The organism is uncultured Pseudosulfitobacter sp. (assembly GCF_963976325.1).
GTDB lineage: Bacteria > Pseudomonadota > Alphaproteobacteria > Rhodobacterales > Rhodobacteraceae > Pseudosulfitobacter.
Map to the genome: position 1 here is coordinate 111,799 of NZ_CAXBJW010000001.1, position 17,188 is coordinate 128,986.

General features: G+C 62.3%; 15 protein-coding genes and 1 riboswitch. Of the genes, 11 read left to right on the forward strand and 4 right to left on the reverse strand.

Translation table 11 applies throughout. The annotated features are described in order from the left end of the window. Positions 1 to 58 precede the first annotated feature (58 nt). Positions 59 to 1,762, forward strand: a complete 1,704-nt coding sequence (locus AAC077_RS00610) for an NAD(P)H-dependent oxidoreductase subunit E (protein WP_339765825.1) — start codon at positions 59 to 61, stop codon at positions 1,760 to 1,762. A gap of 2 nt (positions 1,763 to 1,764) precedes the next feature. On the opposite strand, the gene AAC077_RS00615 is transcribed toward AAC077_RS00610, so the two are convergent. After that, a complete protein-coding gene (locus AAC077_RS00615; RefSeq protein ID WP_339765828.1) occupies positions 1,765 to 2,667 on the reverse strand; it encodes a lytic transglycosylase domain-containing protein in 903 nt (300 codons plus the stop codon). Between the two features lie 63 nt (positions 2,668 to 2,730). Here AAC077_RS00615 and ftsY point away from each other — a divergent pair, with 63 nt between their 5' ends. The 3 genes from ftsY (at position 2,731) to AAC077_RS00630 (ending at position 5,856) form a co-directional block, all read left to right on the forward strand. Further along, on the forward strand, positions 2,731 to 4,149 hold the full coding sequence (gene ftsY, locus AAC077_RS00620) for a signal recognition particle-docking protein FtsY (RefSeq protein WP_339765830.1): 1,419 nt from the start codon (positions 2,731 to 2,733) through the stop codon (positions 4,147 to 4,149). A 169-nt stretch (positions 4,150 to 4,318) separates the two neighbouring features. After that, the gene (locus tag AAC077_RS00625; protein WP_339765832.1) at positions 4,319 to 5,221 is read left to right on the forward strand and encodes a DMT family transporter; all 903 of its coding nucleotides are present in this window, start codon (positions 4,319 to 4,321) and stop codon (positions 5,219 to 5,221) included. Next, a complete protein-coding gene (locus AAC077_RS00630) occupies positions 5,218 to 5,856 on the forward strand; it encodes an inner membrane-spanning protein YciB (RefSeq protein ID WP_339765835.1) in 639 nt (212 codons plus the stop codon). Before AAC077_RS00625 ends, AAC077_RS00630 begins: the two co-directional genes overlap by 4 nt. Positions 5,857 to 5,927: 71 nt before the next feature. Here AAC077_RS00630 and AAC077_RS00635 read toward each other — a convergent pair whose 3' ends face one another. Continuing rightward, a complete protein-coding gene (locus tag AAC077_RS00635) occupies positions 5,928 to 6,812 on the reverse strand; it encodes an alpha/beta hydrolase (RefSeq protein ID WP_339765837.1) in 885 nt (294 codons plus the stop codon). Between the two features lie 109 nt (positions 6,813 to 6,921). Next, positions 6,922 to 6,999, forward strand: a riboswitch (SAM riboswitch). A gap of 68 nt (positions 7,000 to 7,067) precedes the next feature. On the opposite strand from AAC077_RS00635, the gene metZ reads away from it, so the two are divergent. The 5 genes from metZ to AAC077_RS00660 all read left to right on the forward strand — a co-directional run bounded on the left by metZ (position 7,068) and on the right by AAC077_RS00660 (position 13,091). Next, a complete protein-coding gene (gene metZ, locus AAC077_RS00640; protein WP_339765839.1) occupies positions 7,068 to 8,246 on the forward strand; it encodes an O-succinylhomoserine sulfhydrylase in 1,179 nt (392 codons plus the stop codon). Positions 8,247 to 8,446: 200 nt separating this feature from the next. Then, the gene (gene folE2 / locus AAC077_RS00645; RefSeq protein WP_339765841.1) at positions 8,447 to 9,553 is read left to right on the forward strand and encodes a GTP cyclohydrolase FolE2; all 1,107 of its coding nucleotides are present in this window, start codon (positions 8,447 to 8,449) and stop codon (positions 9,551 to 9,553) included. Between the two features lie 195 nt (positions 9,554 to 9,748). Next, positions 9,749 to 9,994 carry a hypothetical protein gene (locus tag AAC077_RS00650; protein ID WP_339765844.1) on the forward strand — a complete coding sequence of 82 codons (246 nt, stop codon included), beginning with the start codon at positions 9,749 to 9,751 and terminating at the stop codon, positions 9,992 to 9,994. A 71-nt stretch (positions 9,995 to 10,065) separates the two neighbouring features. Beyond that, entirely contained in the window at positions 10,066 to 11,514 is a 1,449-nt protein-coding gene (locus AAC077_RS00655; protein ID WP_339765846.1) for a TrkH family potassium uptake protein, read from the forward strand. Then, positions 11,514 to 13,091, forward strand: coding sequence for a thiamine pyrophosphate-binding protein (locus AAC077_RS00660; protein WP_339765849.1), 1,578 nt, complete (start codon positions 11,514 to 11,516; stop codon positions 13,089 to 13,091). The genes AAC077_RS00655 and AAC077_RS00660 overlap by 1 nt, the downstream gene beginning before the upstream one ends. A gap of 169 nt (positions 13,092 to 13,260) precedes the next feature. On the opposite strand, the gene AAC077_RS00665 is transcribed toward AAC077_RS00660, so the two are convergent. Further along, positions 13,261 to 13,530 carry a hypothetical protein gene (locus tag AAC077_RS00665; protein WP_339765851.1) on the reverse strand — a complete coding sequence of 90 codons (270 nt, stop codon included), beginning with the start codon at positions 13,528 to 13,530 and terminating at the stop codon, positions 13,261 to 13,263. A 127-nt stretch (positions 13,531 to 13,657) separates the two neighbouring features. Next, positions 13,658 to 15,460, reverse strand: a complete 1,803-nt coding sequence (locus AAC077_RS00670) for a serine protease (RefSeq protein ID WP_339767901.1) — start codon at positions 15,458 to 15,460, stop codon at positions 13,658 to 13,660. A 267-nt stretch (positions 15,461 to 15,727) separates the two neighbouring features. Between AAC077_RS00670 and AAC077_RS00675 the strand changes: the two genes are divergently transcribed. Beyond that, positions 15,728 to 16,669: a glycine--tRNA ligase subunit alpha gene (locus AAC077_RS00675; protein WP_339765853.1), complete on the forward strand. Its 942-nt coding sequence runs from the start codon at positions 15,728 to 15,730 to the stop codon at positions 16,667 to 16,669. Next, positions 16,666 to 17,184, forward strand: a complete 519-nt coding sequence (locus AAC077_RS00680; protein WP_339765855.1) for a DUF6446 family protein — start codon at positions 16,666 to 16,668, stop codon at positions 17,182 to 17,184. The genes AAC077_RS00675 and AAC077_RS00680 overlap by 4 nt, the downstream gene beginning before the upstream one ends. The last annotated feature ends 4 nt before the right edge of the window (positions 17,185 to 17,188 follow it).

A 17,188-nucleotide genomic window follows, 5' to 3' on the forward strand; every position in this document is an offset into this window, starting at 1 on the left:
GTTGGGCTAGTGTGCCTGAAATTCGCCCCCCTTGGGGGCGCTTGCGCAGGGACGAACCATGGCAGTTGATCAGAAAAAACAGGGCGATAACCGGCGCGGTGTCTGGAAGTCAGGCAAGGGCAAGGGCCGTGTGCGCCCAAAGGGCCGCGCGCTGGACGATCAGGCCTGGGACGAGGTGCGCGCGCTGTTGGGGGATGCCCCGCGCCGTCGTGATCTGCTGATTGAACATTTGCATCTGATTCAGGACCGGTTCGGCCACCTGTCTGCCGCGCATCTGCGCGCGCTGGCCGAGGAAATGCGCCTGTCCATGGCCGAAGTCTATGAAGTTGCGACCTTTTACGCCCACTTCGATGTGGTGAAAGAAGGCGAAACACCGCCGCCCGCGCTGACCATCCGCGTGTGCGACAGCCTGTCGTGCGAACTGGCGGGCGCGCAAGCGTTGAAATCCGCCCTTGAAGACGGGCTTGACCCTGCCAAGGTCCGTGTTGTCCGCGCGCCCTGCATGGGCCGCTGTGACACCGCACCGGTACTGGAACTGGGGCACAACCACGTCGATCACGCCACGCCGGAAAAAGCACACGCAGCGATTGCCGCGAACGATATCCACACAGTTATCCCCAGCTACGAAAGCCTTGAAAAATACCGCTCATCAGGCGGTTACGAGGCATTGCTAAAGCTTCGAGCGAGCGGAAACTGGGAGGCTGTTCAGCAAGAGATTCTAGACAGCGGCCTGCGTGGTCTGGGCGGGGCGGGCTTTCCTTCGGGGAAGAAATGGGGATTTGTGCGGGGCAACGCGGGTCCGCGCTATCTGGCGGTGAACGGGGACGAGGGCGAGCCTGGAACCTTCAAGGATCGCTACTACTTGGAACGCACGCCGCATCTGTTTTTTGAGGGGATGCTGATCGCCGCATGGGCGGTCGAGGCGCAAACCTGTTTTATCTACATGCGCGATGAATACCCCGCCGTGATCGAGATTTTGCGTCGCGAAATCAAGGCACTGGAAGACGCAGGTCTTGTGGATAAGGGGTTTATCGACCTGCGGCGCGGGGCGGGCGCCTATATTTGCGGCGAAGAAAGCGCGATGATCGAAAGCATCGAAGGCAAGCGTGGCATCCCGCGCCACCGTCCGCCGTTCGTAGCGCAGGTGGGCATTTTCGACCGCCCGACGCTGGTGCACAACGTCGAAACCCTGCACTGGGTCGCCCGCATCTGCCGCGAAGGTGCGCAAGTGTTGTCGGCGACGCAGAAGAACGACCGCACCGGCCTGCGCAGCTATTCCGTGTCGGGCCGTGTGGCGCAGCCGGGGGTGTATTTGCTGCCCGCGGGATCGACCATCACCGATGTGATTGCAGCGGCCGGCGGCATGGCCCACGGGCACAGCTTCAAAGCCTACCAACCGGGCGGTCCGTCATCAGGTTTGCTGCCGGCGTCGATGGATGACATCCCGTTGGATTTTGACACATTGCAACCACATGGCACCTTTATCGGCTCGGCAGCGGTGGTTGTCTTGTCCGATCACGACAAAGCACGTGATGCGGCGCTGAACATGCTGCGCTTCTTCGAGGACGAAAGCTGTGGCCAGTGCACACCCTGTCGTGTGGGCTGTGAAAAGGCGGTCAAGCTGATGCAGGCCGACCATTGGGACCAGCCGCTGCTGGAGGATCTGTGCACCGCCATGGCCGATGCGTCGATCTGCGGGCTGGGGCAGGCGGCACCAAACCCGATCCGGCTGACGATGAAACATTTTGCCGACGAAATCTGACCTCAGCCTTTGTGTTTCAGCACGCGGCACAAACAGCCGTCCTTGCGCAGCGCGGCGCAGATCTTTGCAGCGCCGTCCTGCGTGTCCCGCGCGATCCGCCCCAGATGATAGGGCGGCTGCCCGCGCACGCGGTTGGGCACGGTCACATAGTCCACCTTTTCACGGGCGACACGGGCGCTGCATTGCGCCGTCAGCCGTTTGACGTTGGCCTGCGCCTGCGCGCGGGTCTTGCCGTAGGCCAACTGCGCGCTCCACGGTTTCACGGGTGATTTCAACGGGGTCATGCGCCGGTCTTTGGCCAGTGTCAGGCAGGCCACCATGAAGGGCCGCGTCGCATCCAGCCGAAAATCATGCACCTCGGGCGGATCGTCGCGCCAGACCTCGGCCCCCAGGCCGGTGACAATACGTACATAATCCCACGTTTCTTGTGCAAGTCCCTTGTCATCTTGCGTGAACCCGTCCGCACGACGCTCGCCACCGTTATATGCCACAGCGGCCAGCCCCGCGTTGCCATAGCGCAGCTGAAGCTCGCCCAGATAGTGCGCCGACCGCTCCATCGCCTCGGCGGGATTGTAGGCATCCGACAGGCCACGCAATTGCGCCGTTGCGGGCATGAACTGCGCGATGCCTTGCGCGCCCATCGGGCTTAACGCGTTGGGATCAAACCGGCTTTCCTGCCACAGCAGCCGCGCAAAGAACCCGGCGTCCAGACCGTTGCGCCGTGCCGCGTCCGCGATCAACTGGCAGGTGTCAAAGGCAAAATACTGCGGCCGGATGCATTGGTAAGGCCCCAGCGTGCCATCGCTGCACAGGGTGCCCGGATCGGTGATCTGCCCCACGGCGTCCACCGGTGCCAGCCACAGCAGCAGGGCCATAAAGGCCGCTTTGACGTTGCTTCGTTTCATGCTGGCCCTTTTCTTACCTCGCGCTGCATACTAGCTAGGGTTTATAGCAACTCACGGGGCATTATGGCGTTTTTCAAGAAACTCAAGGACCGTATGTTCAAATCGTCGTCAAGGATTGACGAGGGTCTGGAAGCGATTGTCGAAGATGGCGGCGAAATCAGCGCGGCGGAACCCGAGGTGCCGCAACCGGCTGACCCCACGCCTGCACCCGAACCGACCCCCGCGCCAGAACCGGTGCCCGAACCCGATCCTGTCCCCGCACCGCAACCCGAAGAGGTGCCCGCGCCCGACCTGCCGTCGGACCCGATCCCTGCGCCCGAACCCGAGCCCACGCCCGAGCCGACGCAGATCCCGGCCCCGGAACCGGACCTTCCGCCCGACCCCACGCCGGAAATCCCGAACATCCCCGAGCCGCAGCCAACGCCCGAACCTCAGCCGGTGCCTGCCCCCCAACCGGACCTGCCGCCGTCCCCCGGACCGGGGCCTGCGACAATGGCCGTTGATCGGCTGATGGAAACCCCTGCCGCCGCCACGGCAGAAATGCCCCGCGCCACCGATCCGGGCCAGCAAGAGACCACCAACGCGCCCGCATCCGGCGGCCTGCTGGGCCGTCTTTTCAAGCGCACCCCCACAGCCCAGCCGGTCGTGCGCCGCGTGTTGGACGACGACATGCTGGAACAGCTCGAAGAGTTGCTGATTTCAACCGACATGGGGGTCGACACCGCGCTGCGCGTCACCGCCAACATGGCCGAAGGGCGCATGGGGCGAAAGCTGTCGGTGGGCGAGATCAAGAACCTGATGGCGACCGAGATTGCCCGCATCATGGAACCGGTGGCGCGGCCTTTGCCGATCTACCCCAAAACACCGCAAGTGGTGCTGGTGGTGGGGGTCAACGGCTCGGGCAAGACAACGACCATCGGCAAACTGGCCAGCCAGTTCCGCGCGGCGGGCAAGAATGTGGTGATCGCCGCCGGTGACACGTTCCGCGCCGCCGCTGTCGAGCAATTGCAGGTCTGGGGTGAGCGCGCCGGCGTGCCGGTGATGACAGCGCCCGAAGGATCGGACCCCGCCAGCCTGGCCTTTGACGCGATGACCAAGGCGCAGCAGGACGGGGCCGACCTGTTGATGATCGACACCGCGGGCCGCCTGCAAAACCGCGCCGACCTGATGGAAGAGCTGGCCAAGATCGTGCGCGTGATCCGCAAGAAAGACCCAAGCGCGCCGCACAACACATTGCTGGTGCTGGATGCGACCACAGGGCAGAACGCGCTGAACCAGGTCAAGATTTTCCAAGAGGTTGCCGATGTCTCGGGCCTGGTGATGACCAAACTGGACGGCACCGCCAAGGGCGGTGTGCTGGTGGCGTTGGCGGACAAGTTCGGCCTGCCGATTCACGCCATCGGCGTGGGCGAGCAAATCGACGACCTCGACGCCTTCGACCCCGAAGACTTTGCCCGCGCCCTGACCGGTGCCGATGTCTGAGATCACGGACCAGCACGTGTCAAAACACCTTGCAGCCCGCGGCGTTCCGCGTCACTGCCTGTGCCATGGTTTCTGATCTCCCAACACATTTCCCTTCTCTGGTTTCAAAAAATCCTCGGGGGACGGCCGCAGGCCGGGGGGCAGACAGCCCCCTGCGCGGGTGCAGCCTGTGACTGACTGGCTGATCGGGATCGAAGGCACCGCCGCAGGCCACCAACTGGCGCTGATACTGGCGCTGATGGCGGCATTTTTGCATGCGGTTTTCGGCGCGATGCAAAAGGGCCGGCACGATCCTTGGCTGACACGCGGTGCGATTGACGCCAGTTACGGCGTGATGGCCGCGCCCTTTGCCCTGTTTGTCGTGCCCTGGCCCGAGCCGCACATGTGGCTGATTTTCTTCGGCGCCTGGGCCATCCACACCGTTTACAAGCTGTTGCAGGCCTGGGCCTATACCAAGGGGGCTTATACCGTCGTCTACCCTGTGGTGCGCGGCACCGGACCGCTGTTTGCGGTCATCGGGGCCTATCTGATTTTCAACGAGGTGTTCACCTGGGTCCAGTGGGCTGGCGTCGGGGTGTTGTTGTGCGGCATTTTCGGGCTGGCGGTCTACAACCTGCGCAATCTGACGGCGGCGCGGGACACTTTGAACATGGCGCTGGGGCTGGCGGTTCTGACCGGCTTGTTTGTGGCACTTTACACCACATATGACGCTTATGGCATTCGTGCGACCGAAAACCCGTTTACCTTTCTGGCATGGTTTTTCATGATCGACGCGCTGGTGATGCCGCCGATCGCATATCTGCGCTGGCGGGCGATGCCGGACCGGCCCGACGTGGCCCCGCTGATGCGGCGCGGCGTGTTGGGCGGGCTGGTGGCGTTCCTCAGCTTTGGCTCTATCATGATGGCCACACGGCTGGACAAGGTCGGCGAAGCGGCCGTCTTGCGCGAAACCTCGACGGTGTTTGCCGCCTTTATCGGCTGGCTGGTGCTGAAAGAAACCGTAGGCCCCCGCCGCATCGCGCTGATGGCGCTGATTGCTGTGGGTGCCGTGATTGTAGAGATGGGCGGATGACCAAGGAAACTTCTGTGACAGACAAACGCGAGATCAACCCGTTCCTGAAATCGGCGCTGGATTTCGGGCCGATCCTTGTGTTTTTCGTCGCTTACGTGATGCTGAAGGACCGCGTGTTCACCATTGGCGGCACGGATTATGACGGCTTTATCGTGGTCACGGCGGCGTTCATTCCGTTGCTGATCGCGTCAACCGGCGCACTTTGGTTTCTGACGGGCAAGCTGAGCCGGATGCAAGTGGCGACGCTGGTGCTGGTGGTGGTCTTTGGCGGGCTGTCGGTGTGGTTGAACGATGACCGGTTTTTCAAGATGAAGCCGACAATGATCTATCTGCTGTTTGGCGGCGTGCTGGGCTTTGGCTTGCTGCGCGGCACCTCCTACCTGAAATATGTGATGGAGGGGATGATGCCGTTGGAGGATGCGGGATGGATGATCCTGACCAAGCGGTTGATGCTGTTCTTTTTCGGGCTGGCTGTGCTGAACGAAGCGATCTGGCGCACGCAAAGCACTGAAACCTGGGTGTATTTCAAGACCTTCGGCCTGTCGATCGCGGTGTTCGGGTTCTTCATGTTCCAAAGCAAGCTGTTCCAGACCTACGGGATCGAGGACGACAAGGACGACAAGACCGATACATAGGCCACAGCGCGCCCGAAAGGTTTGATGCCTCCAGCGGGGATATTTGATGCCAAAAGAAAGCGGTTGCCAGATCAGGTGGCCGCTTTTTGCCATCCGGGCAGGGACAGCCGCCAGCGCGCTGGGGCCGAGGGCAGGGGCGCTTGCAAGGCTGACAGGGGCACGCGCGCGGGATCGCGCAGCAGGCGGTTGTAGAACCCCAGAGCGCCGGGACGGGTGTAGCCGGACCAATGGCAGATGCGCGCGGTGGGTGGCGCGATTTGTGCACCAAAGCGTTGCAGCCGCTCCAGCGTGCGCGGGCAATCCAGCCGCAATGTGGTCGCGTTGGCCGCGTGCAGGCGCGCGCCGATCACGCGGTCGCGGCGGCGGGGTGGTGCGACAAGGCGTTCATAGATCAGATCGAACAAAGCGTTTTCGCGGCTCGCGACATTGATCCATTCCAGCGCGCGCCCGGCTGGCGCGCGCAGGGCATCATCTGCGGTGCTGCGATAGGTGGCCGGGGTCAGTGTCAGCAACCGGGCAACGGCGCCGCGCGGCAACACGTGCAGCGCCGCCATCGCAACTTCGGCGCCCATGGAATGTGTCATCAGGTGAATGGGGCGGTGCGGGGCGGCGTGGTGCAGGATGCGCAGCACGCGACCCAACTGGCCACCCGCGACCCGTGCACGGCGCGCGGCCTTCCAGACCGATCCGCGGGCGTTCCAGCCAAAGCCAAGCGCCAGCCCTTCGTCGGGATCGCCCATGCCGAACCCCATCTGCCGCAGCCAAGCCCCGTCGCGGCGCAGCAATGTGCGGTGCGGGCAATGGTCGGGCAGGTCGGGGTTGTAGCTGTATCCGTGGATCATCACGATGATCGGACCGGTGCCGCGGGCGGCGGTTATCAGGGCCGGGCGCAGGGGCGCGTGGGTGAGGTGCAGACAGGGGCCGTCGGGGGCGGCGTTCACTCTGAGGACGGGCAAGAGCGTCTCCTTGCAACGTTTCGGTGCTGTTGGCGAAGCTCTAGGCAATCTATGTAAACTTTACATGACCCCGACGCACGGTGTTGACGCCGGCAGTCCAAGAGCCTATCCGTGACGCCGTGGCGATTTGTTACCGGATTGCGGGCCACGTTAAATATTCCCGCTAAAAGGTCAGGATGAAGCCTCCCTTCGCTTGACCGCGTTTCGGGGGCTTTTTTGTGGCCAGCCCTTTCTTGGCCCGTAAGGATGACGGATATGACCGATTGGAAACCACGCACCCGCGCTGTTCACGCAGGCACACGCCGTAGCCAGTATGGCGAGGTCAGCGAAGCGATTTTTCTGACGCAGGGCTTTGTCTATGACAGCGCCGAAGCCGCTGAAGGCCGGTTCGAGGCACTGGGCGAGGACGAGTTCATTTATGCCCGCTACGGCAACCCCACCGTTGCGATGTTCGAAGACCGCATCGCGTCGCTGGAGGGGGCCGAAGCGGCCTTTGCCACCGCATCTGGGATGGCTGCGGTCAGCGGTGCGCTGATGTCGATGCTGAAGGCGGGCGACCGCGTGGTCGCGGCGCGGGCCTTGTTCGGGTCATGTTTGTACGTGCTGGAAGAGATCCTGGGCCGCTACGGGGTCGAGATTGTGCTGCTGGACGGCACCGATCTGGCCGCGTGGGAGCGCGAGATTACACCCGAAACCGATGTGGTGTTCTTTGAAAGCGTGTCGAACCCGACGCTCGAGGTGGTCGACATTGCCGCCGTGGCCAAGCTGGCCCATGCGCAGAACGCCAAAGTGGTGATCGACAACGTATTCGCCTCGCCGGTCTACAGCCGTGCGTTTGAACAGGGCGCGGATGTGGTGATTTATTCCGCGACCAAGCATATTGACGGGCAGGGGCGCGCCATGGGCGGTGTGATCCTGGGGTCGGAAGAGTACATTCGCAAGACGGTCGAACCTTTCCTGAAACACACCGGCCCCGCGATGTCGCCGTTCAGCGCGTGGATCATGCTGAAAGGTCTGGAAACCATCGACCTGCGCGTGCGTGCGCAAACCGCCACTGCCGAAGCCCTGGCCGAGGCGCTGGTGGGGCACCCGAAACTGGCACGCGCCGTTTATCCCGGTCATCCGTCGCACGCGCAGCACGATCTGTGCATGCGCCAGATGGGCAAGGGCGGCACGCTGCTGGCGCTGGACCTTGCGGGCGGCAAAGAGGCGGCGTTCCGGTTTCTGAATGCGTTGCAGATTGGCGTGATCTCGAACAACCTGGGGGACGCAAAGTCGATCCTGACGCATCCTGCCACCACCACCCACCAGCGACTGCCCCAGGATCAAAAAGATTTGCTGGGCATCACGCCCGGTCTGGTGCGCGTGTCGGTCGGGCTGGAAGATCAAGCCGATTTGATCGCCGACATGCTTCAGGCCCTCGATCAGGCCTGAGCCATGAATTTAACGCCCGAAGCTGCGGTTTCGGGCGCTTTTCTGTCGCCTTTGTCCCACAAAATATTCCGCCCCCGCAGGATATGTTGTGAAACTTTGAACCGATGTGCACAGCCGCACGTATCCTTTGCAATACATTGGCAAACATCGGTCGCACACCTATGTAGAGTGTGGATTGATATACAAAGGGGGGCCACTGCATGAACATTCATACGCCCGATATCCAACAAATACCCGAACGCGATGACGCCGAGGCAGCACTTGACGTGCTGCGCCGCTGGGCAAAATCCGCGACACCCACCGAAATTCTGGAACTGGACGCCTCTGTCGCGCGCCTGTTGCCGGGGGATTCCGGTTCCGATTATCCCGCCTTTTCCCGCAGCTATCCCGAAGGGTTCACTGTGGACGAAGGCTACAAAGACACGCTGCCCGACCTGCAAAACGGGCCATCCAGCCTGATCAAGGGTGCGCACCAGCAAATTCAGCACGTGGGCATTTCGAACTTTCGCCTGCCGATCCGCTATCGCAGCCGCGATACGGAAACGCCGCTGCTGCTGGAAACATCCGTGACCGGCACCGTCAGCCTTGAGGCGGACAAAAAGGGCATCAACATGAGCCGCATCATGCGGTCCTTTTATGCCCATGCCGACGAAACCTTCAGCTTCGAGGTCATCGAGGCGGCGCTGGACGATTACAAAACCGATCTGGAAAGCTTTGACGCACGCATTCAGATGCGGTTTTCCTTTCCGATGCGGGTGGAAAGCCTGCGCTCGGGGCTGTCGGGCTATCAATATTATGACATCGCGTTGGAGCTGGTCGAACAGAACGGCGTGCGCAAGAAGATCGTGCATCTGGATTACGTCTATTCGTCCACATGCCCCTGTTCGCTGGAGCTGAGCGAGCATGCCCGTGCCACCCGAGGCCAGTTGGCGACGCCGCATTCGCAACGTTCGGTCGCGCGGATTTCGGTGGTTCTGGACTGTGACGCAGGCCCGCTGTGGTTCGAGGATCTGATCGACGCCTGCCGCCGTGCGGTGCCGACGGAAACCCAAGTGATGGTCAAACGCGAAGACGAACAGGCCTTTGCCGAACTGAACGCCGCCAACCCGATCTTTGTCGAGGATGCGGCGCGTCTGTTTTGCGAACAACTGCTGGCCGACCACCGGGTTGGCGACTTTCGTGTCGTCGCCAGCCATCAGGAAAGCCTGCACAGCCATGACGCCGTTTCGGTGCTGACCGAAGGCGATACTTTTGCCGCAGACAGCCTGGACCCGCGCCTGTTCCAGTCGCTGTTTCACGTCGGCTGAAGTGATGATTTCCCCCTGCTGCGCTGCGGTGCAGCGGGGTTAAATCAGGCGATTTGCACGATATTTGGGCGAAAGCATATTCGAAATGCTGCAATGCAGCTATGCAATATCGTCGGTGGTAGGTCAGCCGCGCATACCTATATGATGGTCCACAGGAGGAACGTTTCACACTCCAAACCATAAAGGCACATCATCATGGCTACCCAAACCGTCACTCACGTATCCACATCGCCCGTCGCACATTTCTTTGCAGGCCTCGGCGTAACGCTGTCGCGTTTTTTCACCGTGCTGGTCGAAGCCGGTCAAAAATCGCGCGGCATGGAAGCCCGTATGCACCTGATCGAACGTCTGAACGCGATGTCCGACGCACAACTGGCCGAACTGAAAATCGAACGCGAAAACATCCCCGCGTACGTGTTTCGCGATCTGTACTACGTCTAATATCAAATTGATGCTGGGCTGCGCCTGAGACTGCCTTGACAGTCGGCGCGGCCCGCGCCAACGCTGGCGAAATGTTAGACCTGCGCCCCGTTGGATATGTCATCGGACTTTTGGTTACTGCCCTGGGGCTGACCATGATTGTCCCGATGCTGGTGGATCTTGCCGAGGGCAGGGAGCACTGGCCGGTGTTTGTTGAATCCGGCCTGATCACCATTCTGGCTGGCGGCGTTATGGCGCTGAGCTGTTCCAACGGTGTCCGCGAAGGTCTGACCATCCAACAAACATTCCTGCTGACCACCGGTGTGTGGCTGATGTTGCCGATCTTTGGCGCGCTGCCCTTTGTGCTGGGCGCGACCGAGGCGCGCTATGTCGATGCGTTCTTTGAAGCGATGTCCGGGCTGACCACCACAGGGTCCACGGTGTTCACCGGTCTGGACGGTCTGCCAAAGGGGCTGTTGCTGTGGCGCGGCATCCTGCAATGGCTGGGCGGCATCGGTATCATCGTTGTGGCCATGGTGTTCCTGCCCGAACTGCGGGTTGGCGGTATGCAGATTTTCCGGTCGGAAGCCTTTGAAACCATGGGCAAGATCCTGCCCCGTGCCACCCAGATCGCCAGCCAGATATCGGGCATATACATCGCCATCACCCTGGTCTGTGCGCTGGTCTACCTGATCCTGGGGATGAACGTCTTTGACGCCACGGTTCACGCGCTTACCACGGTGTCCACGGGGGGCTTTGCGAACTACGATGCATCTTTTGGCACCTTTGTCGGGGTCAAGGAATACGCGGCCTCGTTCTTCATGATTCTCGCGGCGCTGCCGTTTGTGCGCTATGTTCAGTTGATCAACGGCAACACCACCGCCATCTGGCGCGACACACAGGTGCACGCGTTTCTGGGCACCATCGCCGTCATCGTCGGCGTCAGCGCCTTTACCCTGACCTATATCTTCCCCCACAGCATAGAGCGCGCAGTGCGCGAGGCGTTGTTCAACGTGGTTTCGGTCATGTCGGGCACCGGCTTTTCCAGCGTGGATTACATGGCGTGGGGGCCGTTCCTGATCGCGATTTTCTTCTTTGCCGGGCTGATCGGCGGTTGCGCGGGGTCGACGGCCTGTTCGGTCAAGATCTTCCGCTACCAGATCCTGTTTTCGTCGATCCGCGCGCAGTTGCGCAAGACCCGCAGCCCGCATGGCATCTTTACCCCGCGCTACGACGGGCGTCCCGTGGATGCGGATGTGTTGGGCTCGGTCATGTCGTTCTTTGTGTTCTTTGTCGTGTCGCTGGGCCTTTTGTCCGTCGCACTGGGCATGACGGGACTGGATTTCGTCACCTCTTTGTCGGGGGCGGCCACTGCATTGGCCAACATCGGCCCCGGTCTGGGCGACACCATCGGCCCGGCCGGGAACTTTGGCCCGTTGAACGACACGGCCAAGTGGTTGCTTGCCGGCGGAATGCTGGTAGGACGGCTTGAGCTGATGGTGGTCTATGCCATCGTGACCGTTCAATTCTGGAGAGCCTGATGAAACGTCCCCTTGGTGCCCAAATTTCGCACATGCTGAAGGCGCGCGGGGTCGATACGATCTTTGGCATTCCCGGCGTGCACAATCAGGAAATGTACCGTGGCATAGAAGAGGCGGGGATCACCCATGTGCTGGCCCGCCACGAGCAGGGCGCGGGGTTCATGGCTGACGGCTATGCGCGCGCATCGGGCAAGCCGGGCGTGGCCTATGTGATCACCGGGCCGGGACTGTGCAATATCATGACGCCGATGGGGCAGGCCTATTCCGATTCCGTGCCGGTTCTGGTGGTGTCGTCCTGTCTGGACGAGGTCGAGGGTATCAAAGGCCAGTTGCACCAGATGAAAGACCAGCGCGCGGCGGCCGCCACCGTCTGCGACTGGTCCGCCGAGGCGCGCACGGCGCAGGCCGCCTATACGCTGATCGACCGCGCGCTGACCGAAATGACGGCACAGCGCCCGCGTCCCAAGCACATCCAGGTGCCGATCGCAGCCCTGCAAGCGCCCGCCGAACCCGCCCCCGCACCGCGCCCCTATACCGCGCCCAGCCTGCCGCAGATGGGCGACGCGCTGGACCGTATCCTGGGCGCCGAGCGGCTGTTGTTCGTCTTTGGCGGCGGGGCGTGCGTTGGTGCCGATGTGACCCGCAAGGCGCTGAAAGCCTTGGGCGCTGCATCGTTCACCACCTACGCAGGGCGCGGCATTGTCGGCACCGACGATCCGCTGCACTTTGGCGCGGCGCTGTCGCAGCCTTCCAGCGCAGATGTGATCGGGTCGGCCGATGTGGTTGTGGTCGTCGGATCGGAACTGGCCGAGGTTGACCTGTGGCGCGCGCATCTGGGGCATCAAAGCCTGCTGGTGCGCGTCGACATCGACCCGCAGGCCTTTACCAACACCGATGCGGGCGTGCTGAACATCCTGTGCGACGGCCCGCTGCTGATGCGCGCGCTGCTGGAACGGGCCGAAGCGATGGACAAGAGCGCCTCGGGCTGGTCGGCGGACGAGGTTGCAAAATCCCGCGCCGTATGGCGCGCCGACACCGACGCGGCGCGGCCCGGCATTGCGCTGCTGTGCGATGCGCTGCGCGAAGTTATGCCTGACGACACCATGATCTATTCGGACATGACCCAGTTTGCCTATGTCGCTCAGGATGTCTGGCCGATGACCAAGCCCGGTCACTGGCACCATCCATACGGCTTTGGCACGCTGGGCTATGCCACGCCTGCGGCCATCGGCGGTGCCATCGCGCGCCCCGGCAAGCCGACGCTGGCGATCATCGGCGACTACGGCTTTCACTACACCATGCAGGAATTGGGCGTCGCCGTCGAACTGGGCCTGCCGCTGCCGATCATCCTGTGGGACAATGGCAAGCTGAAAGAGATCGAAGACAGCATGACCCGCGCCCAGATCGCCCCCAACGCGGTGATCGCGCGCAATCCCGATTTCTGCAAACTGGCCGAGGCGTTCGGCGCGAATGCTGCCGCGCCAAAGACCATTCAGCAGATGCAGCAGGCCGTGACCGCCGCGTTCCGCGCCGATGGGCCGACGCTGATCTACCTTACGCCGGACATCACCGACTGATCACGCCCGTCGCGGCTTCTCTGGTTCAAAAAATCCTCCCCGAAGGGCCGGATTGCCACGCACGCGATGTCTGCACAAACGCACCACAGCACCAGCGGGCGGCAGCCGAACCGTGGTCCCGCCCGCTGTCCTGTAGCAATCAATCGTCAACGGGTCAGGTGATCAGGCTTTACCGTTTCAAAATCGTGCCATGCGCGCGATAGATACCGCCCCACGTGGTGCCCGCGATATAGGTCGGGCAGCCCGGTCTGGCGGTGTTGATGATCAGGAACCACATGGTTTCGCCGGGGCGTCCGGCACGCGAATATTCGCAGCCCAGCGGATTGGTCCACCACTGCCCCTGATGGGTCGCAGGCGGCGTTGCAACGGTTGCAGCCGCTTGCGATGCCGTCAGGACGGTTGCGCCAACTGCGATAATGCTCAGAAATCTGGTAATCATGGTCCACTCCACTTTGATCGACATTCACGTGCCCCCACGCTTGATCGTCAAAATGATGGACAGCCCTTAACGCGGGCCTAACGCGGCACCCTTGAGTGCCGCGCATTTGTTTAAACCGATGGGCCGTTCAGTCCCAGCAACTGACCAGAACGGTCATGCCCACGGCGGTCTGGGTGATGTCCTCGGGTTCGGACACTGCCGTTTCGGCAGCCGCCTTGATGCTGACGCCCGCACCGGCCAGAACGCGACGGATCACATCCGCATCGGCGGCAAAAACCACCTCGTCCGGCAGGGCGCGCGCGCCGCCGGGCTTGGGCAGCAACATGCCCATCACCGACCCCGTGGCGTCAAACACCGGACCGCCCGCATCGCCGGGCAGGGTGGTCATGGCCAGACGGTAGACACCGGCTTCGCCTTGCAGGCCGCGCACATCGGCCAGCGTGCCAAAGGTCATGCTGGGCGCACTTAGCACGCCGTCATAGCTGTAGCCTGCAACCGCAACTTCGGACTGCAACCGGGGCGCGTCTGCGCTGAAATGTGCGATCGACAGCGGTGCCAGCGTTTCTTGCGGGCGCAACACGGCGATGCCGGTGGCGGCGTCATCGGCCACCACGTCCGCGTCATATTCGTCGTCGATGGTCAGACGGGTGCAGGACTGCACCGCTTCGGATGTGGTCATGACCAGACCGGCGTTGTCCACATAGAACCCCGACCGTGCAATGCGCGGCTTGCGCACGTCCAGACCCGACACCAGATCAATCGCCTGTTCGCTGGCCTCGCCCGCAGCAGGGTCAAGTGCCGCTTCGAGACGGACAAAGCTTTTTTCCATTTCGCCAATCAGACGGCGGCGGCGTTCTTCGTCGCCCGCAGGCCAGATCAGGGTAAAGCCCTTGATCTTGCCGTCTTGCAGGGTGGCGCGGGTTTCCGACACCATGACGCCGTTTTCACCGATCAGCACAAAGTCGTTCTGGCGGCGTTCGCGCGGCCCTTCCAGCGGGACGATTTCCAGCGTTTGCATGATGTCATACAGGCCATACAGCGTGTCCTGATCGCCGCGCTGGCTGATCAGCAGCACCTTGGCCGGAATGTCGCCGGTGGCGTCGTAATGGGCAAAGGGCGGCTCGTAACGGTCAAAGGCCACCACGCCAGTGGGGATCATCATCTCGATGCCCGCCTGCGCGTCCACAACCCGTTCCAGCCCCAATCCGTCCAGCACTGCGTTGTACTGCTTTTTCAGGGTGGCGCGTTGCAGGGTGGTCAGGATGCCGGTGACGTCAAAGGCGTTCGCCTCTTGCCATGCGGCCATCGAATTGCGGGTGCCACGGCCAAAGGCGCCGTCGATGGCAGCTTCGTAGAAGCCGGCCCATTTCAGCATCATCTGCAATTCCATCCGCTCGTCGCGGGTCAGCAACTGTTCGCTGCGGCGGGCTTCGGTCGGGGTTTCATCCGCTGGTTCGGGTTCGGGCAGGGGGGCCGCTTCGGCGGTGGTTTCTGTTGTGGGGTCCGGCGTCGCCTCGGGGGCGGTCTCGGTGGTTGCAACCTGCGTATCCGTTTGCGTCGGGGTGTCCGATGCCACACCTTCGGGCGCATCAATCACGCCACGATTCAGCACGTTGGCCCCCAGCGGCCAGAACTGTTGCCGGTAATCCGAGGTTTCGGCGATATACGCATCGCGCGGGATCAGCCCGTCGGCGCGATAGACGCGCAGCACCTGTTCGGCATCATCGCGGGCGTAAGGTCCAAGAGCGATGCCGTACCAGCCGCCACCCAAGGCAAAGCCGTTCACATCCTCGATGGCGCCGGCATAGTCGCGGGCGCGGTCTGTCGCGGTGGCCAGACTGGGGTGCGCTTCGATCTGCACCCAAACGACCTCTTGCGCGGACTGAGCCGCCGCAGGTGTCGCCACCACTCCTGCTGTCAACCCTGACATCCCTGTTGCCAGCATTGCCGCAACCACCATCTTGCGCATCATCTTAACCTGAACTCCTGCTCGGAAATTATTTGACACAATTAAGCAGGATTTCGCTGCATTGACCATATGGCCACACGGGGAATTCATCCGATCCTGCATCTATTCTTGCGGTTTCGGGGCCGATTCTGATGTGCATGTGCCCGACGCCTGCGACAAAGCCGCGATTGACCATTGTCGGGGGGCTGCGTAGGTAAGGCGCGCACGAAACTGGAAAGCGTACCGCCCATGTCCAACACGTCCACAGCCCCCCGTTCGTTTCAGGAGATTATCCTGCGGCTTCAGACCTATTGGGCGTCCAAAGGCTGCGCCATCCTGCAACCCTATGACATGGAAGTGGGCGCAGGCACATTTCATCCCGCAACCACGCTGCGGTCGCTGGGCGCGCAACCTTGGGCTGCGGCCTATGTGCAGCCCTCGCGCCGTCCCACCGACGGGCGCTATGGCGAGAACCCCAACCGCTTGCAGCACTACTATCAGTATCAGGTGCTGATCAAACCCAGCCCGCCCGATCTGCAAGAGCTGTACCTTGGCAGCCTTCAGGCCATCGGCATCGACGCCAGCCTGCACGACATCCGCTTTGTCGAGGACGACTGGGAAAGCCCGACGCTGGGCGCGTGGGGGCTGGGCTGGGAAGTCTGGTGTGACGGCATGGAAGTGTCGCAGTTCACCTATTTCCAGCAGGTCGGCGGCCACGATTGCAGCCCCGTCTCGGGCGAGCTGACCTATGGTCTGGAACGTCTGGCGATGTATGTGCTGGCGGTCGATCACGTGATGGACATGCCGTTCAACGATCCGCAATCGCCGATCCCGCTGACCTATGGCGATGTGTTCAAGCAAACCGAAGAAGAATACGCCCGCTGGAATTTCGACGTGGCCAACACCGACGTGCTGCTGCGTCACTTTGAGGAGGCCGAGGCCGAGTGCAAGGCGATCCTTGAACAGGCACACGACGACCCCAAGACCGGCAAACGCATCGTGATGGCGCACCCCGCCTATGATCAGGCGATCAAGGCCAGCCACATCTTCAACCTGCTGGACGCGCGCGGCGTGATCTCGGTCACCGAACGGCAGGCCTACATCGGCCGCGTGCGTGCGCTGACCAAGGCCTGCGCAGACGCCTTTGTGCAGACGCGGGCAGGGGGCTGGACCCCGGACGCAGTCGCATGACCGGCAAGATACTGGCGGGATTGATCGTGATTACAGCTCTCATCGCGGGCGCAGGCATGTATTACCTGCAAGTCTACGGCTTTTACGACGAGGTGACGCAGGAAGAGGTCAACCTTGTCTCGGTGGTCTCGGACCAGCCCGAGCCGATCCCCTTCACCGACTTTCAGGCGATCGACGCCGACAGCTCTCCCATCCGCTACCGCGCCTGTTTCACAACCGAAATGTCGCTGGCCACGCTGACCGAAACCTTTGTCGGTCTGGACCGCGCTGAACCGCGCAATGCGCCGGACTGGTTCGACTGCTTTGACGCCGCTGCCATCGGCGCCGAGCTTGAGGCCGGGACCGCGCTGCCGTTCCTGTCGCAAAAGAACGTGCATTACGGTGTCGACCGTGTCGTGGCAATCACGCAGGACGGACGCGGCTATGTCTGGCACGAGCTGAACGATTGCGGCGAAAAGGCATATGATGGCACCGTCGTGGGCGAGGAATGCCCCGAACGGCCCGCCGACGATTGAACCA